At 54.8% G+C, this 25,164-nt stretch carries 22 protein-coding genes; 18 read left to right on the forward strand and 4 right to left on the reverse strand.

What is annotated here, in order from left to right; genetic code table 11:
• Positions 1-2: 2 nt before the first annotated feature.
• The 5 genes from K1558_RS11015 (at position 3) to K1558_RS11035 (ending at position 5,390) form a co-directional block, all read left to right on the forward strand.
• Positions 3-1,157, forward strand: a complete 1,155-nt coding sequence (locus tag K1558_RS11015; RefSeq protein WP_274528533.1) for an MFS transporter — start codon at positions 3-5, stop codon at positions 1,155-1,157.
• Between the two features lie 89 nt (positions 1,158-1,246).
• Positions 1,247-1,972: a phosphonate ABC transporter ATP-binding protein gene (locus K1558_RS11020; protein WP_238651619.1), complete on the forward strand. Its 726-nt coding sequence runs from the start codon at positions 1,247-1,249 to the stop codon at positions 1,970-1,972.
• A 31-nt stretch (positions 1,973-2,003) separates the two neighbouring features.
• Positions 2,004-3,296, forward strand: a complete 1,293-nt coding sequence (locus tag K1558_RS11025) for a hypothetical protein (protein WP_238651620.1) — start codon at positions 2,004-2,006, stop codon at positions 3,294-3,296.
• On the forward strand, positions 3,289-3,987 hold the full coding sequence (locus K1558_RS11030) for a response regulator transcription factor (protein WP_238651621.1): 699 nt from the start codon (positions 3,289-3,291) through the stop codon (positions 3,985-3,987). The genes K1558_RS11025 and K1558_RS11030 overlap by 8 nt, the downstream gene beginning before the upstream one ends.
• On the forward strand, positions 3,984-5,390 hold the full coding sequence (locus K1558_RS11035) for a sensor histidine kinase (protein ID WP_238651622.1): 1,407 nt from the start codon (positions 3,984-3,986) through the stop codon (positions 5,388-5,390). The genes K1558_RS11030 and K1558_RS11035 overlap by 4 nt, the downstream gene beginning before the upstream one ends.
• Before the next feature lie 84 nt (positions 5,391-5,474).
• On the opposite strand, the gene K1558_RS11040 is transcribed toward K1558_RS11035, so the two are convergent.
• Positions 5,475-6,698, reverse strand: coding sequence for a glucose-1-phosphate adenylyltransferase (locus K1558_RS11040; RefSeq protein ID WP_238651623.1), 1,224 nt, complete (start codon positions 6,696-6,698; stop codon positions 5,475-5,477).
• A gap of 216 nt (positions 6,699-6,914) precedes the next feature.
• Here K1558_RS11040 and glgB point away from each other — a divergent pair, with 216 nt between their 5' ends.
• Both glgB and glgA read left to right on the forward strand, forming a co-directional pair.
• A complete protein-coding gene (gene glgB / locus K1558_RS11045) occupies positions 6,915-8,834 on the forward strand; it encodes a 1,4-alpha-glucan branching protein GlgB (protein ID WP_274528522.1) in 1,920 nt (639 codons plus the stop codon).
• 30 nt (positions 8,835-8,864) lie between these two features.
• The gene (gene glgA, locus K1558_RS11050; RefSeq protein ID WP_238651624.1) at positions 8,865-10,301 is read left to right on the forward strand and encodes a glycogen synthase GlgA; all 1,437 of its coding nucleotides are present in this window, start codon (positions 8,865-8,867) and stop codon (positions 10,299-10,301) included.
• A 75-nt stretch (positions 10,302-10,376) separates the two neighbouring features.
• Here the strand turns inward: glgA and K1558_RS11055 are convergent, their stop codons facing one another.
• Positions 10,377-12,140, reverse strand: coding sequence for an alpha-glycosidase (locus K1558_RS11055; RefSeq protein WP_238651625.1), 1,764 nt, complete (start codon positions 12,138-12,140; stop codon positions 10,377-10,379).
• Positions 12,141-12,401: 261 nt separating this feature from the next.
• Here K1558_RS11055 and K1558_RS11060 point away from each other — a divergent pair, with 261 nt between their 5' ends.
• The 4 genes from K1558_RS11060 (at position 12,402) to K1558_RS11075 (ending at position 16,420) form a co-directional block, all read left to right on the forward strand.
• On the forward strand, positions 12,402-13,226 hold the full coding sequence (locus tag K1558_RS11060) for a transporter substrate-binding domain-containing protein (protein ID WP_238651626.1): 825 nt from the start codon (positions 12,402-12,404) through the stop codon (positions 13,224-13,226).
• A 138-nt stretch (positions 13,227-13,364) separates the two neighbouring features.
• Complete coding sequence (locus K1558_RS11065) at positions 13,365-14,024, forward strand: amino acid ABC transporter permease (RefSeq protein WP_238651627.1); 660 nt, start codon at positions 13,365-13,367, stop codon at positions 14,022-14,024.
• The gene (locus tag K1558_RS11070; RefSeq protein WP_238651628.1) at positions 14,011-14,733 is read left to right on the forward strand and encodes an amino acid ABC transporter ATP-binding protein; all 723 of its coding nucleotides are present in this window, start codon (positions 14,011-14,013) and stop codon (positions 14,731-14,733) included. Before K1558_RS11065 ends, K1558_RS11070 begins: the two co-directional genes overlap by 14 nt.
• Before the next feature lie 160 nt (positions 14,734-14,893).
• Positions 14,894-16,420, forward strand: coding sequence for a Ppx/GppA phosphatase family protein (locus tag K1558_RS11075; RefSeq protein WP_238651629.1), 1,527 nt, complete (start codon positions 14,894-14,896; stop codon positions 16,418-16,420).
• Here K1558_RS11075 and ppk1 read toward each other — a convergent pair.
• Positions 16,368-18,488 carry a polyphosphate kinase 1 gene (gene ppk1 / locus K1558_RS11080; protein WP_238651630.1) on the reverse strand — a complete coding sequence of 707 codons (2,121 nt, stop codon included), beginning with the start codon at positions 18,486-18,488 and terminating at the stop codon, positions 16,368-16,370. The two genes, K1558_RS11075 and ppk1, sit on opposite strands and share 53 nt — an antisense overlap.
• A gap of 386 nt (positions 18,489-18,874) precedes the next feature.
• Between ppk1 and K1558_RS11085 the strand changes: the two genes are divergently transcribed.
• Entirely contained in the window at positions 18,875-19,555 is a 681-nt protein-coding gene (locus K1558_RS11085) for a 3D domain-containing protein (protein WP_238651631.1), read from the forward strand.
• 84 nt (positions 19,556-19,639) lie between these two features.
• On the opposite strand, the gene K1558_RS11090 is transcribed toward K1558_RS11085, so the two are convergent.
• Positions 19,640-20,530 carry a polysaccharide deacetylase family protein gene (locus K1558_RS11090; RefSeq protein WP_238651632.1) on the reverse strand — a complete coding sequence of 297 codons (891 nt, stop codon included), beginning with the start codon at positions 20,528-20,530 and terminating at the stop codon, positions 19,640-19,642.
• A gap of 195 nt (positions 20,531-20,725) precedes the next feature.
• Here K1558_RS11090 and K1558_RS11095 point away from each other — a divergent pair, with 195 nt between their 5' ends.
• The 6 genes from K1558_RS11095 to K1558_RS11120 all read left to right on the forward strand — a co-directional run bounded on the left by K1558_RS11095 (position 20,726) and on the right by K1558_RS11120 (position 25,145).
• On the forward strand, positions 20,726-21,766 hold the full coding sequence (locus K1558_RS11095) for an NADH:flavin oxidoreductase/NADH oxidase (protein WP_238651633.1): 1,041 nt from the start codon (positions 20,726-20,728) through the stop codon (positions 21,764-21,766).
• A gap of 85 nt (positions 21,767-21,851) precedes the next feature.
• Positions 21,852-22,556, forward strand: a complete 705-nt coding sequence (locus K1558_RS11100) for a dihydroorotate dehydrogenase electron transfer subunit (protein ID WP_238651634.1) — start codon at positions 21,852-21,854, stop codon at positions 22,554-22,556.
• Positions 22,549-23,481: a dihydroorotate dehydrogenase gene (locus K1558_RS11105; protein WP_238651635.1), complete on the forward strand. Its 933-nt coding sequence runs from the start codon at positions 22,549-22,551 to the stop codon at positions 23,479-23,481. Before K1558_RS11100 ends, K1558_RS11105 begins: the two co-directional genes overlap by 8 nt.
• A gap of 36 nt (positions 23,482-23,517) precedes the next feature.
• A complete protein-coding gene (gene lpdD / locus K1558_RS11110) occupies positions 23,518-23,868 on the forward strand; it encodes a prenylated flavin chaperone LpdD (RefSeq protein ID WP_238651636.1) in 351 nt (116 codons plus the stop codon).
• Positions 23,869-23,937: 69 nt separating this feature from the next.
• Positions 23,938-24,606 carry a PspA/IM30 family protein gene (locus tag K1558_RS11115; RefSeq protein WP_238651637.1) on the forward strand — a complete coding sequence of 223 codons (669 nt, stop codon included), beginning with the start codon at positions 23,938-23,940 and terminating at the stop codon, positions 24,604-24,606.
• Between the two features lie 128 nt (positions 24,607-24,734).
• The gene (locus K1558_RS11120; RefSeq protein ID WP_238651638.1) at positions 24,735-25,145 is read left to right on the forward strand and encodes a DUF350 domain-containing protein; all 411 of its coding nucleotides are present in this window, start codon (positions 24,735-24,737) and stop codon (positions 25,143-25,145) included.
• Positions 25,146-25,164: the final 19 nt, after the last annotated feature.

Here is a 25,164-nt window from a genome sequence, read left to right on the forward strand (position 1 = left end):
CGCTGAAGGACAGCGGCAGAAAGAATTATCTCATTCTGATTACCGTCATTATTCTTGCCGGATTGAGCCAGGGGATGCTGCTGCCGGTCCTGTCCATTCTGCTGGAGCAGCAGGGAATCTCCTCTTCGCTGAACGGGCTGAATGCAGCCGCGCTCTATGTGGGCTCCTTCGCCATGACCCTGGTTGCTGAACGGGTACTGGGTGCGATCGGCTTCAAGAAGCTGATGGCTGCTGGCCTCGCGCTGGTACTGGCGGCTCTGGTGCTGTTTCCGCTCTTTCCCGGCGTCAAAATCTGGTTCGTGCTGCGCCTCTTGGTCGGCATCGGCGACTCCGCCGTGAACTACGCCGCCCAGCTCTGGGTGCTGCTGATGACACCGGCGGAGCACCGCGGGCGGAACCTCTCGCTCTACGGCATGTCCTACGGCCTCGGGTTCAGCCTGGGGCCGCTGGGCATCAGCCTGCTGCGGTTCGGGCAGGCGGCCCCGTTCCTGATCACCGCGCTGCTGTTCGTGCTGGCGCTGCTCCTGGTCGGCTGGAAGCTGCCGGATTCCCGGCCGGAGGCAATGGACCACAGCGAAGGGCAGGCGAGCCGGTTCGCCCGGAGCTACCGGCTCGCCTGGTATGCGCTGATTCCTGCGCTGCTCTATGGCTATATGGAAGCTAGTCTGAACAGCAGCTTCCCGGTGTACGGTCTGCGCACCGGCTTCAGTGCCGACCAGATTGCTGCACTGCTGCCGTTCGCGGGCATCGGAGGGCTGCTGCTCCAGCTGCCGCTCGGTATCTGGAGCGACCGTTACGGCCGCAAGGCCATCCTCATCAGCGCCGGGACAGGCGGCGGCCTGGCCTTCGTGCTGCTGCCGCTGGCGGGCGGCGATTTCTGGCTGACCCTGGTGCTGCTGATGATATCCGGAGGGCTGGTCGGCTCGTTTTTCTCGCTAGGCCTGAGTTATGCCGCAGATATTCTGCCGCGCAACCTGCTGCCTGCAGCCAACGTTGTGTCTTCCTTCCATTATAGCCTCGGCAGCATCGCGGGCCCGGGCATCGGCGGCCTGCTGCTGCAGTTCGGCTGGGGCGGCAGCGTCTTTGCCGTCATGGGCGGTCTGTATATTCTGTTCGGACTGGCCGGGTTATTATTCTCGCCACGGAAGACGATTTGAGGTAAGATAAGAACGAGTGCTCGCATGGAATTTGATCCCGCTTTCAGAGTACACTATAGAGTATAGTCGAAGACAGGAGAGGCTGACCTATGATTACAGTTGAACATTTGGCCAAAGCGGTCGGGGAAGATAAAGCACCGGTATTACAGAATATCAATTTTCAATTGGAGCCGGGAGAATTTGTGGCCCTGCTTGGAGCAAGCGGCAGCGGCAAGTCGACCCTGCTGAAGTGTCTGGCGCTGCGCGAGAAGTGGGACAAAGGGAATTTCAGGATAGACGGCACAGATATTATGAAGAGCCCCTTCGCCGGCAAACGTAAGATCAGCAGGGAATGGGCCTATCTGGAGCAGAACGCGGAGCTGAATCCGAACCGGACCGCACTGAAGAATGTGCTGATCGGACAAGCCGAGCAGACACCGCTGTGGCGCAGAGTTACCGGGATGGTCCGCTCCGATGATTACATGGGCGCCATGGACCAGCTCGAACTTCTTGGCCTGTTGGACAAGGCGAAGCTGAAGGCCGGCCAGCTCAGCGGCGGCGAGCGCCAGCGGGTGGCGATTGCCCGCGCGCTCGTTCACGGCGCGAAGGTCATCCTCGCCGATGAACCGGTCACTGGCCTCGACCCGAAGAGCGCGGAGAACGTCCTGGAGACGCTTCGCGGATTATGCAAGGAGACCGGCCTGATCGTTCTGACCGTGCTGCCGATTGAACTGGCCGAACGGTTCGCCACCCGGCTCTGGGTGCTGGAGAATGGAAGAATCAAGCATGATGTCAAGGGACGCCGCCTGGCCTCGCAGGAGCGGCTGCACCTGTGAACCGGGCAGGGCGTTCGGTAAGGAGAGGTTCATGAAGATCAATATACGGTTACTCGGAGGTTTGGCCGTTGCCGTTCTGTCGCTGCTGGCCTTATCGGGCTGTACCTTCATCAGTGACCCGGTCTCCCAGATGAGGGTGCCGCAGCTGTCCGCAGACAAGGCTTCGCTGATGGCGGCGATCAATTCCTCCTTGAAGGCGATGGACGGTACGCTAATTCGTCCGGCCAATGATGATGACAGCTCGATTTTTACTGAGGATCTGGACAAGAATGGCATTATGGAGACGCTCGTCTTCTACGAGACGAAGAATGAGGCAGTGGTTATTCACGGCATGATCCTCGAGAAGCAGGAGGATGCCTGGGTGAAGAAGCTCGTCTTCGACGGTGACGGTACGAAGCTGGATTCTGTTGAGCTGAAGGATGTAACCGGCGACGGCAAGCTGAATATTGTGGCGGGATACTCCCGTGAACAAGATAAGGGAATGGTGGTCTACAGCTATTCCGGCGGTGAGCTGGAGGAGATTCTGACCAAGCCGTACACCAAATACATTATCGACGACCTGAATGAAGACGGGGTACCGGATATTACCGTTGTACATTTCAAACGCAATGAATTCGTGACTATAACCACTTATCAGTATACAGACAGCTTCAGGGTTGTGGATGAACTGGATAATCTGGACCCGTATTTCAACAGTTATTACAATATTGTCTCAGGAAAAGTCGCTGCAAACAAAGAAGGGATAGTACTGGATTCTGCCGTCGACTCCCACTCTGCCTATACCACCCTAGTGGTGATGGAGAACAACAAGCTGCGTGTCGCCATCTCGGGGAATGACCGGACATTCAAGGACCGCAAAATTGTCAGTGAGGATATTGATCAGGACGGCATAATCGAGATCGGCCTATTGGTGCCGCCCAAAGGCTGGGAATATTTCGACCCTGAGACGATCCCTTACTTCAATTCTTATTTTAAATGGGACGGAAAAGAGGGTCTAACCTTCAGCACCCAGCTGTACAATGATCCGCTGGACCGATTCACCATTAATTTTGCTCCCGAATGGCAGCAGCGGGTAACCGTAGATACCAAGTCTGTACAGAATAAATCGCTCAAGTTCATTATGTCGGATACCGGGGAGACTGTCGCCGAGGTCTCGTTCTTCTCGGCAGCGGAATGGGACCGGGTGAAGAATTCAGGCTGGAAGCTGCTCGGCCGTGATCTGGACAAGATGATCGGATACCGGGGAGAGCTGGAACAGAATACGATCGCAGAAGAGGACGGACGAATCAAATCCTCTATTGAAAGGAAGGGAATCGATGAGTAAGGTACTGATACTGGAGGATGAAGAATCCATCCGCAGTTTTATTGTCATTAATCTCAAACGCAACGGATTTGAAGTGCTGGAGGCGGCTGACGGCAACGAGGCGCTGCATAAGCTGACCACCATTCATGATATTGATATCGCCCTGCTGGACGTTATGGTACCCGGCATCGACGGCTTTGAGGTGTGCAGACGCATCCGCGAGACTAACGAACGGCTGGGAATTATTTTCCTGACCGCCAAGGTTCAGGAGCAGGACAAGGTTTATGCGCTGTCGGTCGGAGCCGATGACCATGTCAGCAAGCCATTTAGTCCAACCGAGCTGATCGCCCGTATCCAGTCGCTGCTGCGCCGGGTTAATGTTCACCGCGAGCAGGCGGCCAAGGTATCCTTCCATTCCGGACCGTTCACGCTGGATCTGATCTCCAAGCAATTCAAGCGCAGCGGGGAAGCGATTGAGCTGACGCCGACGGAATTCTCGCTGGTTCAGTTCTTCCTGGAGAAGGAGAATACGCCGCTTAGCCGTGATTCGCTGCTTGATCATGTGTGGGGCAAGGAATATATGGGCGATCCCAAGATTGTCGATGTGAACATCCGGCGCCTGCGCCAGAAGATTGAGAATAACCCGTCGGAGCCGGAATACCTGCAGACGGTATGGGGCCACGGATATAAATGGAAGGGCCAAGCCCAATGATCAAGAAGGGGATGCGCAGACAGATTGTACTGCACTATATTCTCGTAGTCTTTGTGGCGCTTCTCCTCGTTGAGACGATTTTTCTGCTGGCGATCCGCACGTATTATTATGACAGCATCTACAGTAAGATCACCACGCAGATGAGTGTAGCTGAGAACTTTGCGAAGTTTTCGGACGAACGGTCGGGCAGCCAAATAAAGAGGTTGTTTGAGCTGTTTTATCTGGAGAATACCGAGCTTGAGATCTTGACGCTGAAGGGCGACATTATTACCAGTTCAACCGGCTTCCAGCCGGACCGGACGATTACCACAAGCGATGTTCCCGAGGCGGTGGGCGGAGGAATCGGGCGCTGGGTAGGCCGGCAGGCAGGAACCAATGAGAGTGTGATGGCTGTCTCCAAGATGGTGCAAATTGACGCTCACGATACTTATGTATTGCGGTATGTGACATCGATGGAGGGAGTCAACGCCGATCTGATCAATCTGACGCTGCTCTCCATCGCCATCGGTGTGGCGGTATTATCCATCGTGCTGGTGTTCAGCTTCGGTCTGGCCAATTCGATTGTGCGGCCGCTGAATATTATTACGGCAGTGTCAGCACAGATGGCCGAGGGCAAATTCTCGACCCGCATCAAGGGGAAATACCAATATGAACTTGGGGAGCTCGCTTCTACACTGAACTATATGGCAGAAGAGATTGTCCGCAGCAACCAGATCAAGGATGATTTCATCTCTTCGATCTCGCATGAGCTGAGAACTCCGCTGACCAGTATCAAGGGATGGAGTGAGACGCTGGTCTCGGGAGGATATGACCCTGAGGAGACGAAGCTCGGCGTGGGTATTATCTCGAAGGAAAGCGACCGGCTGATCGGGCTGGTGGAGGAGATTCTCGACTTCTCCAAGCTGCAGCAGAACGAGATGAAGCTGTCCATGGGACGGGTGGATATCAAGGTGTTGCTGCAGGAGACCCTGCTGAATATCTGGGCCAAGGCTGAGAAGAAGCGGATTCATCTGCTGCTGGAATGTGAGGAGATCCTCTTCACCAAGGGGGATGCGAACCGGCTGAAGCAGGTATTCCTTAACCTGGTGGACAATGCGGTGAAGTTCTCGCCGGAGGATTCCAGCATTGTCTTGTCTGCGCAGCCCCTTTCGGATACCGAGATGGCGGTGATCGTCCGCGACAGCGGCATCGGGATTAGCCCGGCTCATCTTACCCGGGTGCGGGACCGCTTCTTCCAGGTCGATTCGCTGAATGGCGGCACCGGGCTGGGGCTGGCGATCTCCCAGCAGATTGTCGAGCTGCATCACGGCAAGCTGGAGCTGGATAGTGAGCTGGGCAAGGGGACGCAGGTCACGGTCATTCTTCCGCTCGATGATACACCGGAGACGCCAATGAATACTTAACACGCCACCTGAACACACAAAAGGGATACAGCATCGTCCAAACAGACGATAATGTATCCCTTTTGTTTTTTACCGCCCGGCTAATTAAGAAGGCATTCCTTCTGCCCGCAGGCGGCCGGTCTTCTCATAGACCTCCTGAAGCAGGCGGGAAGGCTGGGTACGGATCAGCGGCTTGGCGGCTACGATCTCATGCGGGCCAACAACGACGATGTTGTCTGCACTGCCCTTGATTACTGCACCGTCCTTAATCACTGCGCCTTCGCCGATAATGGCATTCTCAATCAGTACGCCGCGGCCGATCCGTGCTCCCGGCATCACCACGCTCTGCTTGATCCGGCTCTGTCTGCCTACCTCTACACTGCCGAAGATAACGGAGCGCTGCAGGCTGCCTTCAAGTGCGCAGGTCTCGTGGATCAGGCAATCCTCGGGAGGGGTCTGAATCCGGGGCCGGATGGCGGCCAGCTTCGTGCGCGGTGCACGGCTGTACATCGGCCAGCGGGAGTTGTCGAGCTTGAACCCGTCCTCGGTCTGCAGCAGATCCATATGTGCTTCCCAGAGGCTGTCAACCGTGCCGACATCTCTCCAGTAGCCCTCGAAGCGGTAAGCGAACAGCTCGTCATTCGCATCCAGCATGGAAGGAATGACATCCTTGCCGAAGTCATGAGCAGACTCAGGGTTCGCGGCATCGCGCAGAAGATGGTCTTTAAGGTACGCCCACTCGAACAGATAGATCCCCATGGAAGCCAGATTGCTCTGCGGCACCTTTGGCTTCTCGGCGAATTCGGAGATTTTGAAATCAGCATCCACGTTCATCACGCCGAAGCGGCTCGCTTCGTCCCAAGGGACCTCCATGACGGAGATCGTGGCTTTGGCTGATTTTGCGATATGGTAATCGAGCATTTTGCGGTAATCCATATGGTAGATATGGTCGCCGGAGAGAATGAGGACATGCTCCGGATTCTGGCTGTCGATATATTCAATATTCTTATAAATGGCATCGGCTGTTCCTGTATAACTGTCTCTTCCGTCTACTCCTGAAGGGAGCAGCTTCACGCCCCGGTCACTGCGGCTATGCAGGCCCCACGGCTCTCCTTCACCGATATGCTGATGCAGGGACTCCGCTTCATACTGGGTCAACACTCCGATGGTATCAATCTTGGAATTCACGCAATTGCTGAGGGGAAAATCAATAATTCTGTACTGTCCGCCGAAAGGGACTGCAGGCTTAGCCATGCTGGAAGTCAGGGGGGCCAATCTGCGGCCTTCGCCTCCTGCCAGGAGCATAGCGATACATTCTTTCTTACTCATGTGTTATCCCTCCCATTTTTTTGTCAATGCTTGTAATATACACGCTAGGCGGGCGCTTGAAACGACATAGGGGAATTATATTGCTGTATATCTGAAAAAATTACATAATCATTTTCTTTATTTTGAAACTGCCGAATTTGTTCTGAAAATCATTTTCAAACGCACTGGATTCGGGTAATGTAATAGGTGCATCCTATATCCAAAGGTGGTGATGATTTGGCCGATTCTGCAAAAACAGTTAACCTCCCGTCCGCTGAAGATATTTATCTGTTCCATGAGGGCACGAATTATCGCAGCTATACGATGCTTGGCGCGCACATTGCCGTCCAGGAAGGGCAGGAGGGCGTTCGCTTTACCGTGTGGGCTCCTCATGCGGCATATGTAGGACTGGCTGGTGATCATAACAGCTGGGATGGAACAACGGAACTTGATACGTTATATAAGATACCCGATTCGGGAATTTGGAGTCGTTTTTTTCCGGGCATTCAGCCGGGAACTTTTTACAAATACAGGATTATAGGGGCGGATGGTACAAGCTTCCTCAAAGCAGACCCTTATGCCTTCCAGGCGGAGGTACGTCCGGCTACCGCCTCCGTTGTAGCGGATCTGAACGGTTACCAGTGGGGTGACGCGGCTTGGCGCCGCAAGAGCAAAGGGCCGTATCAGTCTCCGGTGAACATCTATGAGATGCATCTGGGCACCTGGCGGCAGAAGGAAGACGGTGAGCTCTATACCTATAGAGAAATAAGCAGTCTCCTCATTCCGTATCTGACTGAAATGAACTATACCCATGTGGAGTTTATGCCGCTTGCCGAGCATCCCTATGATTTATCATGGGGCTACCAGGGAACAGGTTATTATGCGGCCACCAGCCGCTTCGGGGAACCGAAGGAGCTGATGTACCTGATCGATCAGCTGCATCAGGCCGGGATTGGAGTGATCCTTGACTGGGTTCCGGCGCATTTCGCCAAGGATGCCCATGGCCTCCGGATGTTCGACGGCTCGCCGCTGTATGAGTACGCCGATCCGATGCTGGCCGAGAAGCCGGGCTGGGGCACGTTGTCCTTCGATTTCAGCAAGCCGGAAATCTCCTCATTCCTGATCTCCAACGCCTTGTTCTGGTTCGAGATGTTTCATATCGACGGCATGAGGGTTGATGCGGTGACCAGTATGCTGCGGCTGGATTTCGAGAAAGAGCATCACCAGTTCAGAACCAATCAGAACGGCGGGCTGGAGAATCTGGAGGCGATCCGCTTCATTCAGCAGTTGAATCAGACCGTCTTCGAGTATTACCCGAAGGCGCTGATGATGGCTGAGGAATCCAGTGCCTGGCCGGGCGTAACCGCACCGGTGCATGAAGGGGGACTCGGCTTCAATTACAAATGGAACATGGGCTGGATGAATGACACCTTGGGCTACATAGAACATGATTTCGGGGCACGCCCTTACCATCATAATCTGCTGACCTTCCCGATCTGTTATGCCTATTCCGAGAATTATACACTGCCGTTGTCCCATGACGAGGTCGTTCACGGCAAAAAGTCCTTACTCGACAAAATGCCGGGGTCGTACGAGCAGAAATTCGCCGGCCTGCGCACGCTTCTGGGCTACCAGATTACCCATCCGGGCAAGAAGCTGCTGTTCATGGGCGGAGAGTTCGGGCAATTCATCGAATGGAAGGATCAGGACCAGCTCGACTGGCTGCTGCTGGATTATGAGAGCCACCGGCGGATGCTGGCCTATACGGCTGCACTCAATAAGCTGTACCTCAGCGAGAAAGCCCTGTGGGAGCTGGACCATGACATGGAGGGCTATCAGTGGATTGATGCTGATGACAGCGGCCAGAGCGTGGTAACCTATATCCGCAGAGGGAAGCGTCCTGTCGATACGCTGCTCATTCTGATTAACTTCCAGCCGGTGGAGCGCCGGGGTTACCGGATCGGTGTGCCGCGTCCGGGCACGTATGAGGAGCTGTTCAGCTCCGAGAATACCGAATATGGCGGATCGGGCATCCATAACGGACCGCTCAAGAGCACGAAGACGCCGTGGCATAACCAGACGAATAGTGTGGAGGTCACTTTGCCGCCGCTTGGATTCGTGGTGCTTAAGAAGTCAGGACGCAAGTCCGTAAAATAAATATTCATAATATTGAAGGGGGACAACGGTATGAAAGTCTTGTTTGCCGCAGCGGAAGGCGATCCGTTCATCAAAACAGGCGGGCTGGCTGATGTCATCGGCGCACTGCCGAAGGCGCTCAAAGCCGCCGGAGTCGACGTCCGGGTCATTCTGCCCAAGTACAAAGGAATTCCTGAGAAGTATGCCTCACGGATGGAGCGTATTGCTGTTACAGAGGTCCCGGTCGGCTGGCGCAATCAGTATTGCGGAATTGAACGGATGGTGATGGACGGGATTCCCGTCTATTTCATCGATAATGAATATTACTTCGGCCGTGACGGCATTTATGGCTATATGGATGACGGCGAACGGTTCGCCTTCTTCAACCGGGCAGTACTGGAATGCCTGCCGGCGATTCCGTTCCAGCCGGATGTGGTGCATTGCCACGACTGGCATGCGGCGGTGATCCCGCTGCTGCTCCAGGCGCATTACCGCCATAATCCGTTCTACAGTGACATGCGTACGGTGTTCACGATTCATAATCTCCTGTATCAGGGCGTATTCCCGTATTCGGTGCTTGGCGAGCTGCTCGGACTGGACGACAGCTATTTCCTTGGTGTGGAGTATTACGGCAATATTAATTACATGAAAGGCGGGATTGTCTACAGTGATCATGTCACCACGGTCAGCCCGACCTATGCCGATGAGATCCGGACCCCGTATTACGGCTATGGCCTGGATGGACTGCTGGCTTCGCGCTCAGACTCGCTGAGCGGTATTGTCAACGGAATCGATACCAAAAGCTATAACCCGTCCAGCGATCCGGCCATCTTCACCAAATACCGCTCCAATCTGGCCAAGAAGGCCGAGAACAAGCTGGGGCTGCAGCAGGAGCTGGGCCTCCCGGTGGCACCTTACATTCCGATGGTAGCGATGGTTACACGGCTGGTCGATTCCAAAGGACTGGATCTGCTGACCCGAGTACTGGATGAGCTGCTGTACTACGATGACATCCAGTTCGTCCTGCTCGGTACCGGGGATGAGGTCTATGAGCGCTGGTTCCGTGAAGCACAGTGGCGTTATCCGACCAAGCTGTCCTCCCAGATTCTGTTCAATGATGCCTTATCCCGCAAAATCTACGCCGCCAGCGACATCTTCCTGATGCCATCCAAATTTGAGCCCTGCGGCATCAGCCAGCTGCTGGCGCTGCGTTACGGCAGCATCCCGGTAGTCCGGGAGACCGGCGGGCTGAACGATACCGTTAAGGCCTACAACGAATTTACCGGCGAGGGCAACGGCTTCACGTTCAAGGACTACAACGCCCATGATATGATGCACACGCTCCGCCGCGCCGTATCATTCTATAACCAGCCGGAGCACTGGAAAAAAGTAACCAAAAACGCCTTCTCCGGCGACTACAGCTGGAATGTATCGGCACAGCAGTACATCGACATTTACAACACAATTACCGCTGCTGCAGCAGAGTAAGCTGCACGCGAAACAGGCATTCCCCGATTCTTGTGATGGGTGGAATGCCTGTTTGCTGCAGGAAATGAAGCAACGTCAGAGATTTACCTCAGCCTCTACAATATGACGATATAAAATTCTGTACCCGTACGGCTCCAGCACAACATGCATCAACCCCTGTTCAGGGACGACCGCTTCACCAGTCTGGGCATCCACCCAGTCGCTGGTCTCCATCGGGTGGCTGAGGGTGCGGGGCTGCGGCGAATTGTTCATCCAGACCGTGAAGTGAATCTGCCCGTCCGTACGCTCATACACGATGCAGGGATCATTCTGACCCGCCTGGAGAATACGGAATCGGCCTTCCCGCAGGGCGCCATGCTCTTTACGAAGCGCAATCATCATCCGGTAAAAGTCGTACAGCTCACGGTCCTGCTTCGCCTCATCCCACTCCATACACTTGCGGCAGTCGGGGTCCTCATGGCCGGTCAGGCCAATCTCATCCCCGTAATAGATGCAGGGGGTGCCCATGAAGGTGAACAGGAAGACTACGGCCAGCTTTAGCTTCCGCTTGTCTTCCCCCAGCACGGTCAGCAGGCGCGGGGTATCATGGCTGCCCAGCAGATTGAAGACCACCTCGTTCGTCTGCTGCGGATACCGCATAAGCAGCCCGCCGATCCGCTGGCCGAAGGTGATGCCGTCCATCCCGCCGTTGAAGAATTCCAGCACCGTTCCCGAGAAGGGGTAGTTCATCACCGAGTCGAACTGGTCGCCGAGCAGCCAGGTCAGGGAGTCGCTCCATACTTCGCCAACAATGTACGCATCCGGGTTCGCCGCCTTAACCACCTTGCGGAAATCGCGCCAGAAGTGGTGATCCACCTCATTGGCCACATCCAGCCGCCAGCCGTCCACCTTGATCTCCTTGATCCAGTATTCGGCCACCTCCAGCAGATAGGACTTGACTTCATGATTAGCGGTGTTGAATTTTGGCATATTGCCATAGAAGCCGAAGGTATCATAAGTGGGAATCCCGTCAACAATCGCCGCCGGATACGAATTCATATGGAACCAGTCCCGGTAGACCGAGTATTCGCCCTTCTCCAGCACATCCTGGAACGGAGGGAATTGATCGCTGCAATGGTTAAATACGGCGTCCAGCATGACACGGATGCCTCGTCTGTGGCACTCCTCGACGACCTTTTTGAGCAGCTCATTATCACCGAAATGGGGGTCAACTCTTTTGTAATCCACGATGTCATATTTATGGTTGGAAGGGGATACGAACAGGGGCGTGAAGTAGATGGCGTTGATGCCGAGGTCCTGCAGATCCTCCAGATGGTCCAGCACCCCCTGAAGATCGCCTCCGAAGAAATTATCCAGCTTCGGCACTCCGCCCCAGGGCTCAGTACCTTCAGGGTTGAGCGAGGAGTCGCCATTCGCGAACCGCTCCGTCATGATCTGGTAGAATACCGCTTCTTTGGCCCAGTTGGGCACTCTGAACAAGTCTATTCCGTGGATGTAAGGGAATTCGTAGTAATGATTGGGCGGAGGCGGACACTCGGAGCGGATACCGTTATCCAGCAGATACACCGTCTCCATACCCTTGCTGACCCGGAAGGTATAGCTTAGACGCTTGTACTTTGGCCGGACCGCTGCTTCCCAGTAGTCGAACTTATCGTCGGAGGCGGCTTTTTCCATGATGATGTCATAAGAGGTATTTTGCCAATCATATTTGTCGCCGGTGAGGGCCACAACATAGTCCACATCATCACGCTTGGTGCGCACGCGCAGATGAATCGTACGGGCATCGTAGGCGTAAGCCCATTTGTCGCGGGGAACATGGTACATCGCTTCCAGCAGCATGACAGCACCTCCTATTAGTTATCCGAATCTGCGGGGACATTCGCCCTAGATCATTCATGGATGGTTCCGGCGGGAAATGGGGATAATCTATAGTAGATAGTATTATATACCTCTTTTCATAGGTTGTGCAAAAAGAGGTCCCGGACTAACAAGTTTTGTCACAAATTCGTCTTTGCATATTCATGCGATGTGATTTATAATAAGTCGGTCAAAGGGACGAACAGAAATAGAACATAATATGAACAGGAGAGAAAGCGACTAATGAACAAATGGGGTAAACTTTCGATGGGGCTGCTGCTGGCAGCGGGACTGCTGGCCGGATGCGGCTCCAATAACGATAAGAACAACACGGCTGCCAGCGGCGATGCCGCAGCCACCAATGCGCCGGCCGCAGCCAAGAAGCTGATTATGGGTACAAGCGCGGATTTCCCGCCTTATGAATTCCACAAGATGGTAGATGGTCAGGATACGATTGTCGGCTTTGACATCGAGATTGCCAAGGAGATCGCTGCTGATCTCGGCCAGGAGCTGGAGGTCAAGGATCTTCCGTTCGACTCTTTGCTGAATGAGCTGGCCAGCGGACGGATCGATATGGTCATCTCGGGTCTAAGCCCGACACCAGAGCGTGCAGAAGCCGTCGGGTTATCCGATATCTACTACAAGGCTGAGCAGGCCGTAGTGGTCCGTGAAGCGGACAAAGACAAATTCGCAACGATGGATTCCCTGAAGGGTGCCAAGATCGGCATTCAGACCGGTTCGATTCAGGAGGATATTGCCAAGGGGATTGAAGGCGCACAGCTTACCTCCCTCAGCAAAATCTCCGAGATCGTCCTGCAGCTGCAGTCCAACCGCGTCGATGCTTCAATTATGGAAGGACCGGTAGCCAAGTCCTTCGTGAAGAATGTCAAAGGGCTGGTTATTACAGATGCCAAGCCTGAAGTGGAAGATGATGGCTATGTCATCGGCGTGAAGAAGGGCAACACCGAGCTGCTGGATCAAGTGAACAAGACACTCGGCCGTCTGAACAGCGAAGGCAAGATCGATGAGTTTGTAACGGCTGCCAGCGAGCTGGCGGAGAGCAAATAACACGCGGCATTACAGAACCAACCGGTTGGCGGAATGAACACAGGCCCGCAGGCAACTGCGGGACCAGACTTCTTTTTTGCAGAAAATGGCGGTGATCCGCTGTTTTCTATTTTTTTGAGAACAGGAGGGTAGTAGTCAATGAGTGTATTTGATTTAGCTTATGAATACCGCAATTTTTTCTTATCCGGTCTGCAGTACACCCTGCTGCTTGCCGTCATGGGGGTATTCTTCGGCTTCGTGCTCGGGATTGTAGTCTCGCTGCTGCGGATGTCGAAGTGGAGAATCCTGCGCTTTATTGCCACCGCCTGGGTGGAATTCTTACGCGGGACACCGATGCTGGTGCAGCTGTTCCTGATTCACTACGGCTTGCCGGAGTTCGGTATTTCGCTGTCCCCCATCCAGTCGGGTGCAATCACGCTTACTATTAACAGCTCGGCCTATCTGGCGGAGATCTTCCGGGCCGGGATTCAAGGGGTGGACCGCGGCCAGATGGAGGCAGCCCGCTCGCTCGGGATGAAGCAGGGGATGACCATGCGTTACATCATTCTGCCGCAGGCGCTGAAGAACGTACTCCCGGCAATCGGTAATGAATTCATTACGATTATCAAGGAGTCGTCCATCGTCTCGATGATCGGTGTCGCCGACCTGCTGTTCCAGGCCAGAACGATTACCACGATTACTTATGAAGGACTCAGCCCGCTGGTGGTGATAGCCGTCATGTATTTCGTACTGACCTTCACCTTATCCAAGCTGCTGGGCATATTGGAACGGAGGCTGAATACCGATGATCGAGGTTAAGAACCTGCGCAAGAGCTTCGGCAAGCTGGAGATTCTGAAGGGCATTGATCTGAACATTCACAAGGGTGAGGTTGTAGTCGTTATCGGTCCCAGCGGATCGGGCAAAAGCACCCTGCTGCGCTGCCTGAACCTTCTGGAGCAGCCCACCGGCGGGGAGATCGAATTCGAGGGAGCATCCATTACCGCGAAGAAGCATGATATTAACGTGACCCGTGAGAAAATGGGGATGGTGTTCCAGCAGTTCAACCTGTTCCCGCACAAATCTGTGCTGCAGAACATTATGCTGGCTCCGCTCAAGGTGCGCAAGCAGCAGTCGTCGAAAGCGGAGAAAATTGCGCTGGAGCTGCTGCGCACGGTGGGTTTGGAGGATAAGCGGGATGCCTATCCGGCCCAGCTCTCCGGCGGCCAGAAGCAGCGGATTGCAATAGCCCGGGCGCTGGCGATGCAGCCGCATGTAATGCTGTTCGATGAGCCGACCTCAGCGCTTGATCCCGAGATGGTCGGGGAGGTGCTGGAGGTTATGAAGCAGCTGGCCTTAGGCGGCATGACGATGGTGATTGTAACCCACGAGATGGGCTTTGCCCGTGAAGTCGGCGACCGCATTCTGTTCATGGACGGCGGGGTTATTGTGGAGCAGGGCTCGCCTGCGGAGGTGTTCGGGAATCCGAAGCACGCCCGCACCCGCGATTTCCTGAGCAAGGTGCTGTAAGAATTGCGATATGAAGGCCGCTGAAGCCTGCTTCAGCGGCTGTTTTTTGCTTTTTCGGGTCCATAATCCCGCATTATAGGGTTATTTTATTTTGGCTGAGTACAGAATGGGTGATATAGTATACAAATGAATCAGTCTACTAGAAAAGGAGTGTACAGGGATGAGAGAGGACCTGCGCCGGATCGGCATTATAGATATTGGCTCCAACTCCATCCGGCTTGTAATCTATGACACGACACAGGCCGGCGGCTACAAAATCATCAAGGAATGCAAATACTCTGCCCGTCTGAGTGAGAAGATTACGGGAGAAGGCAGACTCGAACAAAAGGATATGGATACTGTAGTCCCTGTTCTCCGCCAGTTCAAGCAGATATGTGATGAATTCGGGGTGGAGCAGATCCGCGCCGGGGCCACTGCGGCTATCCGCAACGCTGCGAATTCTGCGGAGATTATCTCCTATCTGTCCGAAGCTTCATCCATCCGGATTGAAGTGGTCAGCGGACATCAGGAGGCTTACTTCGGCTTCCTTGGGGTGATCAATGCGTTCGATGTCCAGGACGGCTTCGTTATTGATATCGGCGGCGGCAGTACGGAGATTACCCTGTTCCGCGGGCGGCGGCATCAGAGAAGCATCTCGTTCCCGTTCGGGGCGGTCAATACGAATCTGATGTTCAGCCAGAGCGGCAACTGGAATGCGGAGCAGATCCGCAAGCTGCAGCTCTATGTGACCGGCAGACTGGTGGAGCATGATTGGCTCTCAACAGGCGCTGGCCTCCCGCTCTACGGGCTTGGAGGAACGCTCCGTTCACTGGGCAAGCTCGACCAGAAGAACCGGGAGTATTCCCTGCCGAATTCCCACGGCTATGTGCTGGAGCGGGAGACCATAGAGCGGTTTATGGAGGTTCTGCCTGCGACTTCGTATGAGAAGCGCAAGGATCTGGACGGGCTGTCCAAAAGCCGGGCGGATATCATCGTATCCGGGCTGATTATTTTCCATACGGTGTACCAATATATTGGGGCCAGCCAGGCGCTGATCAGCGGGGAGGGCCTTCGCGAGGGAATGCTGCATGATCTGCTGGAACCGGAGCAGCCGGTGCGGGACAGTGCGCTGGAGTACAGTCTGGACACGATTATCCGTTTTGACATCCGCACGTCTAAACGCCATCTCGAGCATATTCATAAGCTGGCGTTGAGCCTGCTGGGCGCGTTCGGGCCGGAGGGGGACCGGGCGGAGCAGGAGAAGCTGATCTACGTGGCTGTGATGCTGCACCGGACCGGATCCAATATTAACTATTACCAGTCCAAACGGCACACCCTCTACTGGCTTATGAATTCGCCCATCCGCGGGCTGACGCACCGGCAGCTCATTCTCAGCGCCTTCATTGCCTCGTACAGCACCAAAAGCCGGAAGCAGAAATTGTCCCAGATGCATAAGGACATTTTGCTGGCTTCCGACGAGGAATGGGTTCATAAGCTGGGAGCACTGGTGCAGCTAAGCATTGCTCTGGACAGCACCGAGATCGGCGTGGTCAGCGGGCTGAAGGCCCGTCTGCACAATCATACACTTGATCTGGAGCTGCAGGGCGGAGCGGTGCTGATCGGTCTGGAGGACATCGAGAATGCGCTCAAAGCGTTCAGGAATGCTTGGTCGGTGAAGGTAAAGCTCGGCTACCCTTCCAGCGGGTAACATCCATAGCAGCGAACTGGCTCCTTAGCGGGGCCTTTTTGTCGTCTGCACGTTCATAATATCCGTTAGGCTGCAGGAAGCTCGATTTCACATTATCCATCAGCGACAGCTCCAGAATCTTGACAATCTGCCCCCGGATCACGCTGTCCTTCACCGGGCACATCAGCTCAATCCGCCGGGTCAGGTTGCGGGTCATCCAGTCTGCACTCGACAGATAGACCTCGGGGTTCCCGCCGTTCTCGAAATAATAGATGCGTGAATGCTCCAGGAACCGGTCTACAATGCTGCGGACGGTAATCCGCTCGCTGAGGCCTTCAATTCCGGGACGAAGGCAGCAGACGCCTCTGACGATAAGGTCGATCGATACACCGGCCTGGGCCGCGCTGTACAGGTAGTCAATGACCTCCTGGTTGGACAGCGAGTTCATCTTGGCGATAATCCGCGCGGGTCTGCCTGCCGCCGCATGCTCAGCCTCGCGCAGAATCAGCTTCTGGAGCGAGAGACTCATGTTGGTCGGCGCTACAATGAAGGAGTTCCAGTTGTGATTGGCCGAGTAGCCCGTCATCTGATTGAACAGCTCCGAGGCATCCAGACCAATCTCATGATTGGCCGTGAACAGGCTGAGGTCGGTGTAGGCCTTGGCTGTGCTGTCATTGTAATTCCCTGTACCCACATGCACATACCGGCGCAGCTCCGCGCCTTCCTGGCGGACAATCAGAGTGACCTTGGCATGGGTCTTAAGGCCAACAAGGCCGTAGACGACATGGCAGCCGGACTGCTCCAGCTTGCGCGCCCAGGCGATATTGCGTTCCTCATCGAAGCGGGCCTTCAGCTCTACGACGACGGTAACCTGCTTGCCCGATTCGGCGGCGTGGGCGAGTGCGGCGATTAGCGGAGAATTACCGCTGACCCGGTATAGGGTCATCTTAATTGCCATTACCTGTTCATCCTCAGAAGCCTGGATAATGAAGTCGGTCATGGCGTCGAAGGATTCATAGGGATGATAGACCAGCACATCACGCTCGCTCAGCACCTCGAAGAAATCCTCATTCTCCTCGAACTCTGCCGGATACATCGGTTCAACCGGCTCGTAATGCAGATAGCTGAAGCCCTTCAGACTGCCGACAAAATTGCGCAGGAAGCCGAGATCCAGCGGGCCCTCAATCTCAAATACGAAATCCTCAAGCTCGAATTCCGCCTGAAGCTGCTCCAGTGCATAAGGGTGAATGCCTTTTTGCACCTCAAGGCGGGCCGGCACACCGCGCCGCCGCTTGCGCAGCTCCTTCTCAATCTCCTCCAGCAGATCCTCTGCGCCTTCTTCGTCAATCGTCAGGTCGGAATTGCGGGTCAGGCGGAATTCATTAACGGCTACAGGGTCATAGCCGCTGAATAAGGTCTGAATATGATGGCGGATCACATCTTCAATGAAGACGAACTGGCGCTTCTTGCTGTTGGAGCGGTGCGGCAGCGGAATGCAGCGCGGCAGATTGGACGGAATCTGCAGGATGGCGAAATAAGGCTCCTCCTCCTGGGTGTTCTTGCGCGTCAGCACCACCGCCAGGTAGATGAATTGGCTGTGCACCAGCGGGAAGGGACGGCTCTGGTCTACGGCCATCGGGGTCAGAACCGGAAATATAATGTCACGGTAATATTCTTCAATAGATTGCTCCTGGGCCGGTGTCAGGTCCTCATAATCCACGAACACGATGCCCTCTTTGTGCAGATTACGTTGAATATCCTTGAATGTGCGGTACTGGTCCGCAACGATCTTGCTTACCCGTTTGATCAGCCGCTTGTACAGGCCGGAGGGGGTGTAGCCGGTGAAATCCTTCTTGGTATAGCCCGCCCGGATCTGATCCTGGATGCCTGCTACCCGGACGCTGATGAACTCATCCAGGTTGCTGGAGACAATAGCCAGGAATTTGGCCCGCTCCATCAGCGGGTTCTCGGGGTCCTGCGCTTCGCCGAGCACCCGGCGGTTGAACTCGATCCAGCTCAGATCACGGTTAAGATAGGCTGTTGCAGGACTGATATGACTGTTTTTTTTCTCATCTGCATTCACGTTCATGGACCCTCCAAATATGCTTCAATGTCTGTAGCTGTTATCGTATTCTATTATTCTACTATTTGCTTAAGGGAGAAATGTTAAAACTGTGTAAAATTTTCGTGCCGGCCGCAAGAAACTTGTCTGGCCAGCTCCTTGGATCGCCCAAATTATTAACAATATGTAATATTTATGGACTGAAAAACAGCCGTATCCGCATAAAATATTTCCAGACGGTAACAAAACGTAGCCAAAGGTTACAAACTTGTGATATATTGATATCTGTTAGTTTACACACTACAGCATTTACAGAGACCTTACAGACAATAATGATAGGTCCAGCGTTATCTTGGCGCCACAGACGGGAAGCAGAAGGTGCTCCCGGCGCCCACTAATGAAGGAGGCTATTCATGACCATCAAATTCAAAGCCATTACAGCCCTGGCGGCTGCCATGGGACTGGGCGCTATGCTTCACGCCGCTCCCGTTCAAGCTGACAGCGTACATATCGCTGGAGATACTACTACTTATTATACGCTATCCAATCATTATGGCATTAGCGTGGAAGAGCTGATGAACGCGAATCCGCAGATTCCGGCTAACAATATTTATCCTGGACTGAAGTTTACAATTCCCGGCGATGTCCAGGCCAAGACGGCCGCAGTGATGAATGCCGCTGCTGCTCCCGTTGCCGCTGAGGCGCAGGACGTCCCGGCGTTCAGCGTGCAGTCTGCCACCAATACCGTTCAAGCCTGGGGCAAGGAATTCAATTATGCCAAGGTGCTGCAGGTGAAGGCGTCTGCCTATTCCTCAGCAGCGAGTGAGAATGGAAAGTGGGGGGCAGTCGATTATTTCGGCAATGCGCTGAAGCTGGGGACCATTGCGGTTGATCCGAGTGTTATTCCGCTCGGGACGAAGGTGCTTGTTACCGGCTATACCCATCCCGGACTTCCGAAGCAGGCTTTCCTTGCGACAGCTACGGATATGGGCAGTGCTATTAAGGGCAACCGGATTGATATCTTTATTCCGGGCAGCCAGAGCTTTGTAGCCGATTTCGGCTACCAGTATGTACAATTGTATATTATTCAATAAACCAAATTACCGCATATTGCACCAGCCCTTTAAGAAACAAAACCGGCAGTCCGCCGGATTTTGTTTCTTTTTTTATACTTAACCTTAATCCCCTCGCTTGTCCTTGCTCACCTGAAGCATTTGCGGGACGGTCACGAAGCTGTAGCCCTTGCTGCGGATCGTGCGGATGATGTCCGGGAGCGCCTGCAGGGTACCCTGCAGGTTGCTGCCGCGTCCGCCGCCTCCATGCTGGAGAATAATTGCGCCTCTGCCTGCCCTGGACAGGATATTCTGCTTCACCTGGGCTTTGGACAGCCCTTTCCAGTCAAGGGAATCTACATTCCAGTTCACCAGCTTATAGCCATGGGCTTTGGCCCATTTCAGCTGCTGCTCGTTGATGTCGCCGTATGGCGGGCGGATCAGTCGGGGCTTATAACCGGCCAGCAGCTGAATGATATTCTCTGTCCGGACAACTTGGGTGCGGAACTGATTCACGCTCAGCTTGGTGAACTGGGGATGATTATAAGAGTGATTGCCGACGGCATGGCCTTCGCGGACCATCCGCGCAACCAGGGCCGGGTGCTTCTCTGCACGGCTGCCGACCACGAAAAAGGTAGCTTTGACCTTATATTTGCGCAGAACATCCAATAGCTGCGGGGTATAGCGCGGATCAGGCACATCGTCGAAGGTGAGCGCAACCATTTTGCGCCGGGGACCCTGCGTCTTGATGGTATCCGGGTATTTGCGCAGCAGCTGGCTGAGGGTCAGTCCCTTGCTCTGGGGGTGGCGCTTGGCCTTGGCTGCAGCAGACTGGGCTGCCGAAGAACCGGCAGGAACCGCCTGTTCCTCTTCAGGAGCCGTGTTATCGGGCAACAACGTCCGTACGGCCGGTTCCGCAGAGGCGCAGAGAAGTCCGGCGGCGGGCGGAGAGCAGGGCAGGGACAAGGATATGAGAGTGATGATGAGCAAGCTCCGGCGGAATGTTATCAGTTTCATTGCAGTACGCCTCCTGTATCCGCAGTTCCGGTTATTTTACGTGATAAGGTTGTTATTTCCATGACGCTGTGAATTTATGCTAGGTATGCGGTCAGGCGGATGATCAGAGATTTCTCCTGCCGGCAAATCATTGTATACTTAACCTTACGGGCAAGTACCCGCCAGATCATAGCAACGGGAAGGATGGAGACCAGAATGACCGATTTGTTTACCCCTTATGAACTGAAGGCGTTGACGCTGAAGAACCGCGTGGTTATGCCGCCCATGTGCCAGTATGCCGTGGAGAAGCAGGATGGTATTCCCACTGACTGGCATCACGTGCATTACGTCAGCCGGGCGGTAGGCGGTACGGGCTTCATTATAGTAGAGATGAGCGGGGTGCACCCGGATGGGCGGATTACCAATCAGGATACCGGCATCTGGGATGACGGACAGATCGCTCCGTTCAAGCGGATCACTGATGCCGTTCATACCTATGGTGCCAAAATCGCCATCCAGCTCGGACATGCCGGACGCAAGGCTGTTGATGCCAAGCCGCCGGTGGCTCCTTCCGCCATCCCGTTTGATGAGACCTATGCCACGCCCAGAGCGCTGACCCGGGAAGAGATCGCCGGACTTGTGGCGGACTACAGGGAGGCAGCCCGCCGGGCGGTAGAAGCCGGATTCGATACCGTAGAGCTGCATGGTGCCCATGGCTACCTGATCCATCAGTTCCATTCGCCGCGCTCTAATGCAAGGGATGACGAATACGGACGTGACCCTATCCTCTTTGGCGAGCAGGTGGTGCAGGCGGTACGTGAGGTGCTGCCGGCCGAAATGCCGCTGATTATGAGAGTCTCCGCCCGGGAGTATGTGGACGGCGGATATGATGAAGCCTATGCGCTGGAATTCTGCCGGCGTTACCAGGCGGCTGGTGTAGATATGTTCCATGTCTCATCCGGCGGCGAGGGGCCGGTTGGATCGAACGGCGGTCCGGGAGCCGGACCGGGCTATCAGGTAGGGCTTGCAGAGTACATACGCAGCGGACTGCAGGTTCCCGTAATCGCAGTAGGACGTCTGGAATCCTATCAGGAGGCCCAGGCGGTTATTACGGAAGCGAAGGCTGAGCTGGTGGCTGTAGGCAGAGCCATGCTTAGCGATCCGTACTGGGCGCTTCATGCCGCAGAGGCGCTTGGGGGAATTGATCCGGCGGAGATACCGGAGCCTTACATGCGCGGAAACTGGAATAAGAAATAGAAGGTGTGTTTGTGAACAATGTCACAGATTTTAAGTTCCTTCTAAGGCATGGTTAATAAGATTAAATTTGAAGGAGCTTGATAACGTGGCGACGGTGATTAGTAATGAGCGTCTGGCAGATGGCGTATACCATCTGGCAGTTGAGGGCGGCAATGGCGGTGAGATGGGTCAATTCTACATGCTGCGGGCATGGGGAGCCTATCCGCTGCTGTCCAGGCCCCTTAGCATTCATCAGGTGAATGATAACGGTGTAGATTTCTTGTATCACGTAGTAGGGGAGGGCACTGAGATTCTGGCCGGATTGAATCCGGGCGATACTCTGGAGCTTGAGGGGCCTTTCGGCACTGGCTTTCCGCAGGTGGAAGGCCGGGTTGCACTTGTAGGCGGGGGAATCGGCATTGCTCCCCTTTATTACTGCGCCCAGGAGCTTCCAGGCTGCGATATCTATCTCGGCTTCAGCCAGGAGTCTTACCGAACCGAAGCCTTTCGTCCCTATGCTGCCGGTCTGACCGTTGACGTAGGCGGGCTGATTCTGGACAGTGTGGATTTCACCGCCTACGATCATATCTTTGTGTGCGGCCCGCATCCGATGCTGAAGGCTGCACAGCTCAAAGGGATCGCCGCCGCTGCCTCGGGCAAGCGTCCTGACGTGTATTTGTCGCTGGAGAACCGCATGGCCTGCGGAATCGGCGCCTGCCTGGTCTGCAGCGTGTCCTGCAAGGACGGGCAGCGCAAAGCCTGTGCAGACGGTCCGGTCTTCCTGGCTGAGGAGGTGCTGTTCCATGATTAATACCTCTGCTGTAATTGCCGGTGTAACTTTTAAGAATCCTATTGTGATGGCTTCAGGCACCTTCGGCTTCGGCCGGGAGTACGGCAGGCTCTATGATGTATCCATGCTGGGCGGCATCTCCGGCAAGGGACTGACCCTCCACGCCAAAGCCGGGAACCCTGGCATTCGCGTATACGAGACCCCGTCCGGCATGCTGAACAGTGTTGGACTGGAGAACCCGGGGGTCGAGGCTTTCCTGGCCAAGGAGCTGCCTTACTGGGAGACGCTGGACACCGCGCGGATCGTGAACCTGGGCGGCAATACGCTCGCGGATTATGTGCTGGGCGCTGAGCTGATCCAGCGAGATTCGGATGCCCGCGGGCTTGCAGGCAAGCAGGCGGTGGACATGATTGAACTGAACATCTCCTGCCCGAATGTGAAGGAGGGCGGCATCGCCTTCGGTGTGAAGACACCGGCCGCGCAGGAGGTGGTCCGTGCCGTCCGGGCGGCGACCTCCCTGCCGCTGGCCGTCAAGCTGTCGCCGAATGCGGAGGATATCGCTGAGATGGCTGTGATGTGCGAGGCTGAGGGCGCAGACGCCGTCTCGCTGATCAACACGATTTCGGGCATGAAGATCGATATCCGCCGCCGCCGCAGCGTATTTAACAATCTGTATGCCGGACTGTCGGGACCCGCTATCAAGCCGGTGGCCCTGCGCATGGTGCATCAGGTATCCAGACGGGTGTCCATTCCGGTTATCGGGATGGGAGGAATCACCTCCGCCTCAGATATCATAGAATTTATTATGGCCGGAGCAACTGTCATCCAGGTTGGCACTTATAATTTCATGAACTTGCGGGCAGGCCATACACTGGTCGAAGAACTGCAGCAACTGATGGCAGAAGAGAACATTTCCTCTCTGGATGAAATCCGTGGTATTGTGTAGATAATGGTTAATATATGGGGGAGGGGGAATTCTATCATGACCATGGATCAGCCGCATCCTGATGACATTGAGCTGACCGAGATTGAGGTGGGCCGGGATCTGCTGCTCCTGATTACCGGGGGAGTCCGCCATATTGGTGCGGCAAGCACGGCCTATATGGACGGGGATACAGCCCGGGTCATGACCTCTGCCGTCCCCCATCATAAGGAGCATACGGTCAGCGAAGCAATTGCGTTGAAGGCTGCCGCTGCACTGAACCGGACGGTCACGGTGGTGATGGGCATTCATTACGACAACCTGAGCCGGGAAGGCATCGCGGAAGCCGTGAATATTGTGAATCACAAAGTGGAGCAATATTTATTGCAGAAGACGCGGATATTTTTTTGAAACGATTCTGTTCTCTCTGCGTAAAAGATACCAAATGAGCAACTAACTTTTATTTTGGAGGAATGAACCATGTCTATCTTTAAAAGATTGCGCGACCTGACCATGTCAAATATTAATGCGATTATTGATAAAGCGGAAGATCCGGTCAAAATGACCGATCAGTACATCCGGGATATGACAGAGGATCTGGAGGATGCGGAGAAAGCCGTTGCCGCCCAGATCGCGATTGAGAAGAAGTTCAAACAGCTCTATGAAGAGCAAGAGGCGCTGGTGAACAAGCGCAACCAGCAGGCCCATGCTGCCGCACAGGCCGGCAATGCCGATCTGGCGCGCCGCGCACTGGAGGAGAAGAAATCTGCGGAAGCCAAGCTTGTAGAATACAAAGCCAGCTTCGACCAGAATAAGGCTTCAGCAGACAATCTCCGCGGCAAGCTGGAAGAGATGCGCAAGCAGCTGAACCAGATGAAGAACAAGCGGGAGACGCTGGTAGCCCGTTACAATGCGGCGAAGGCCCAGACCGAAATTAACAAAGCGATGAGCGGATTCAGCTCCGATTCCGCTTCCGCCGGTCTGAAGCGGATGGAGGACAAGATGCTTCAGGCTGAAGCGCAGGCTGAGGCCAGCAACGAGATGAGCTCAGGCAACCGGTCATTGGATGATGAATTCGAGAAGCTGGGCAAGGATCAGGCGGTTGAAGATGAGCTGGCGGCGCTGATGAAGCAATACGAGAAACAATAACATATTGGCATAAGCCGGACTTCCAGGTGGTTGTCCACAGGCGAAGGGGAGACAGCACGAACAGTTTCTCCTTCGCTTTATGTTTGTCATCCTGAGGAAGAAAATATGAACAGGCGGGGGCTGGAGCAATGGATTTCAATACCCTGGCGTCTATGGTCGTATGGACGGTAAGCGGCGCAGTGCTGCTGTGTGTGCTGATGCTCGTGGATTCGCAGTTTACCCGTTACAATGATATGGAGGAGCTGAAGGCAGGCAATATGGCCGTGACGACCCGGCTGGTCATGAAGCTGCTGTCACAGGCCTATATTCTGTCCGCATCCATTGCGGCGGCGAACCGGCTCGGGACCGCATTGATCGTCTCTGTAGTCTCTTTTATCCTGTTGTTTGTGCTGGAGAAGAGTGTAGAAGTGTTAATGGCCAAATGGGGCAAGCTTGAACTGGACCATGGCACCCAACTGGGCAAGGTGGGCTACGGTCTGATGGCAGGCTCGCTGCACGTCACAGGAGCATTGATTATCGCTGCATTTATACGTGGATAAGCAGGTTAAGAAGGAGTGG

Source organism: Paenibacillus piscarius (genome assembly GCF_022234545.1).
In the GTDB taxonomy this organism is placed as follows: domain Bacteria; phylum Bacillota; class Bacilli; order Paenibacillales; family Paenibacillaceae; genus Paenibacillus_AQ; species Paenibacillus_AQ piscarius.

Bases quoted from the DNA above. Each gene is read 5' to 3' on its own strand.
- K1558_RS11020 (WP_238651619.1), top strand. From the start codon at position 1,247: ATGATTACAGTTGAACATTTGGCCAAAGCGGTCGGGGAAGATAAAGCA.
- K1558_RS11120 (WP_238651638.1), top strand. From the start codon at position 24,735: ATGGATTTCAATACCCTGGCGTCTATGGTCGTATGGACGGTAAGCGGC.
- K1558_RS11090 (WP_238651632.1), bottom strand. From the start codon at position 20,530: ATGAAACTGATAACATTCCGCCGGAGCTTGCTCATCATCACTCTCATA.
- K1558_RS11060 (WP_238651626.1), top strand. From the start codon at position 12,402: ATGAACAAATGGGGTAAACTTTCGATGGGGCTGCTGCTGGCAGCGGGA.
- K1558_RS11105 (WP_238651635.1), top strand. From the start codon at position 22,549: ATGATTAATACCTCTGCTGTAATTGCCGGTGTAACTTTTAAGAATCCT.
- K1558_RS11115 (WP_238651637.1), top strand. From the start codon at position 23,938: ATGTCTATCTTTAAAAGATTGCGCGACCTGACCATGTCAAATATTAAT.
- K1558_RS11035 (WP_238651622.1), top strand. From the start codon at position 3,984: ATGATCAAGAAGGGGATGCGCAGACAGATTGTACTGCACTATATTCTC.
- lpdD (WP_238651636.1), top strand. From the start codon at position 23,518: ATGACCATGGATCAGCCGCATCCTGATGACATTGAGCTGACCGAGATT.
- K1558_RS11075 (WP_238651629.1), top strand. From the start codon at position 14,894: ATGAGAGAGGACCTGCGCCGGATCGGCATTATAGATATTGGCTCCAAC.
- K1558_RS11070 (WP_238651628.1), top strand. From the start codon at position 14,011: ATGATCGAGGTTAAGAACCTGCGCAAGAGCTTCGGCAAGCTGGAGATT.
- K1558_RS11055 (WP_238651625.1), bottom strand. From the start codon at position 12,140: ATGCTGCTGGAAGCGATGTACCATGTTCCCCGCGACAAATGGGCTTAC.
- K1558_RS11065 (WP_238651627.1), top strand. From the start codon at position 13,365: ATGAGTGTATTTGATTTAGCTTATGAATACCGCAATTTTTTCTTATCC.
- K1558_RS11030 (WP_238651621.1), top strand. From the start codon at position 3,289: ATGAGTAAGGTACTGATACTGGAGGATGAAGAATCCATCCGCAGTTTT.
- K1558_RS11085 (WP_238651631.1), top strand. From the start codon at position 18,875: ATGACCATCAAATTCAAAGCCATTACAGCCCTGGCGGCTGCCATGGGA.
- K1558_RS11095 (WP_238651633.1), top strand. From the start codon at position 20,726: ATGACCGATTTGTTTACCCCTTATGAACTGAAGGCGTTGACGCTGAAG.
- glgA (WP_238651624.1), top strand. From the start codon at position 8,865: ATGAAAGTCTTGTTTGCCGCAGCGGAAGGCGATCCGTTCATCAAAACA.
- K1558_RS11025 (WP_238651620.1), top strand. From the start codon at position 2,004: ATGAAGATCAATATACGGTTACTCGGAGGTTTGGCCGTTGCCGTTCTG.
- ppk1 (WP_238651630.1), bottom strand. From the start codon at position 18,488: ATGAACGTGAATGCAGATGAGAAAAAAAACAGTCATATCAGTCCTGCA.
- K1558_RS11040 (WP_238651623.1), bottom strand. From the start codon at position 6,698: ATGAGTAAGAAAGAATGTATCGCTATGCTCCTGGCAGGAGGCGAAGGC.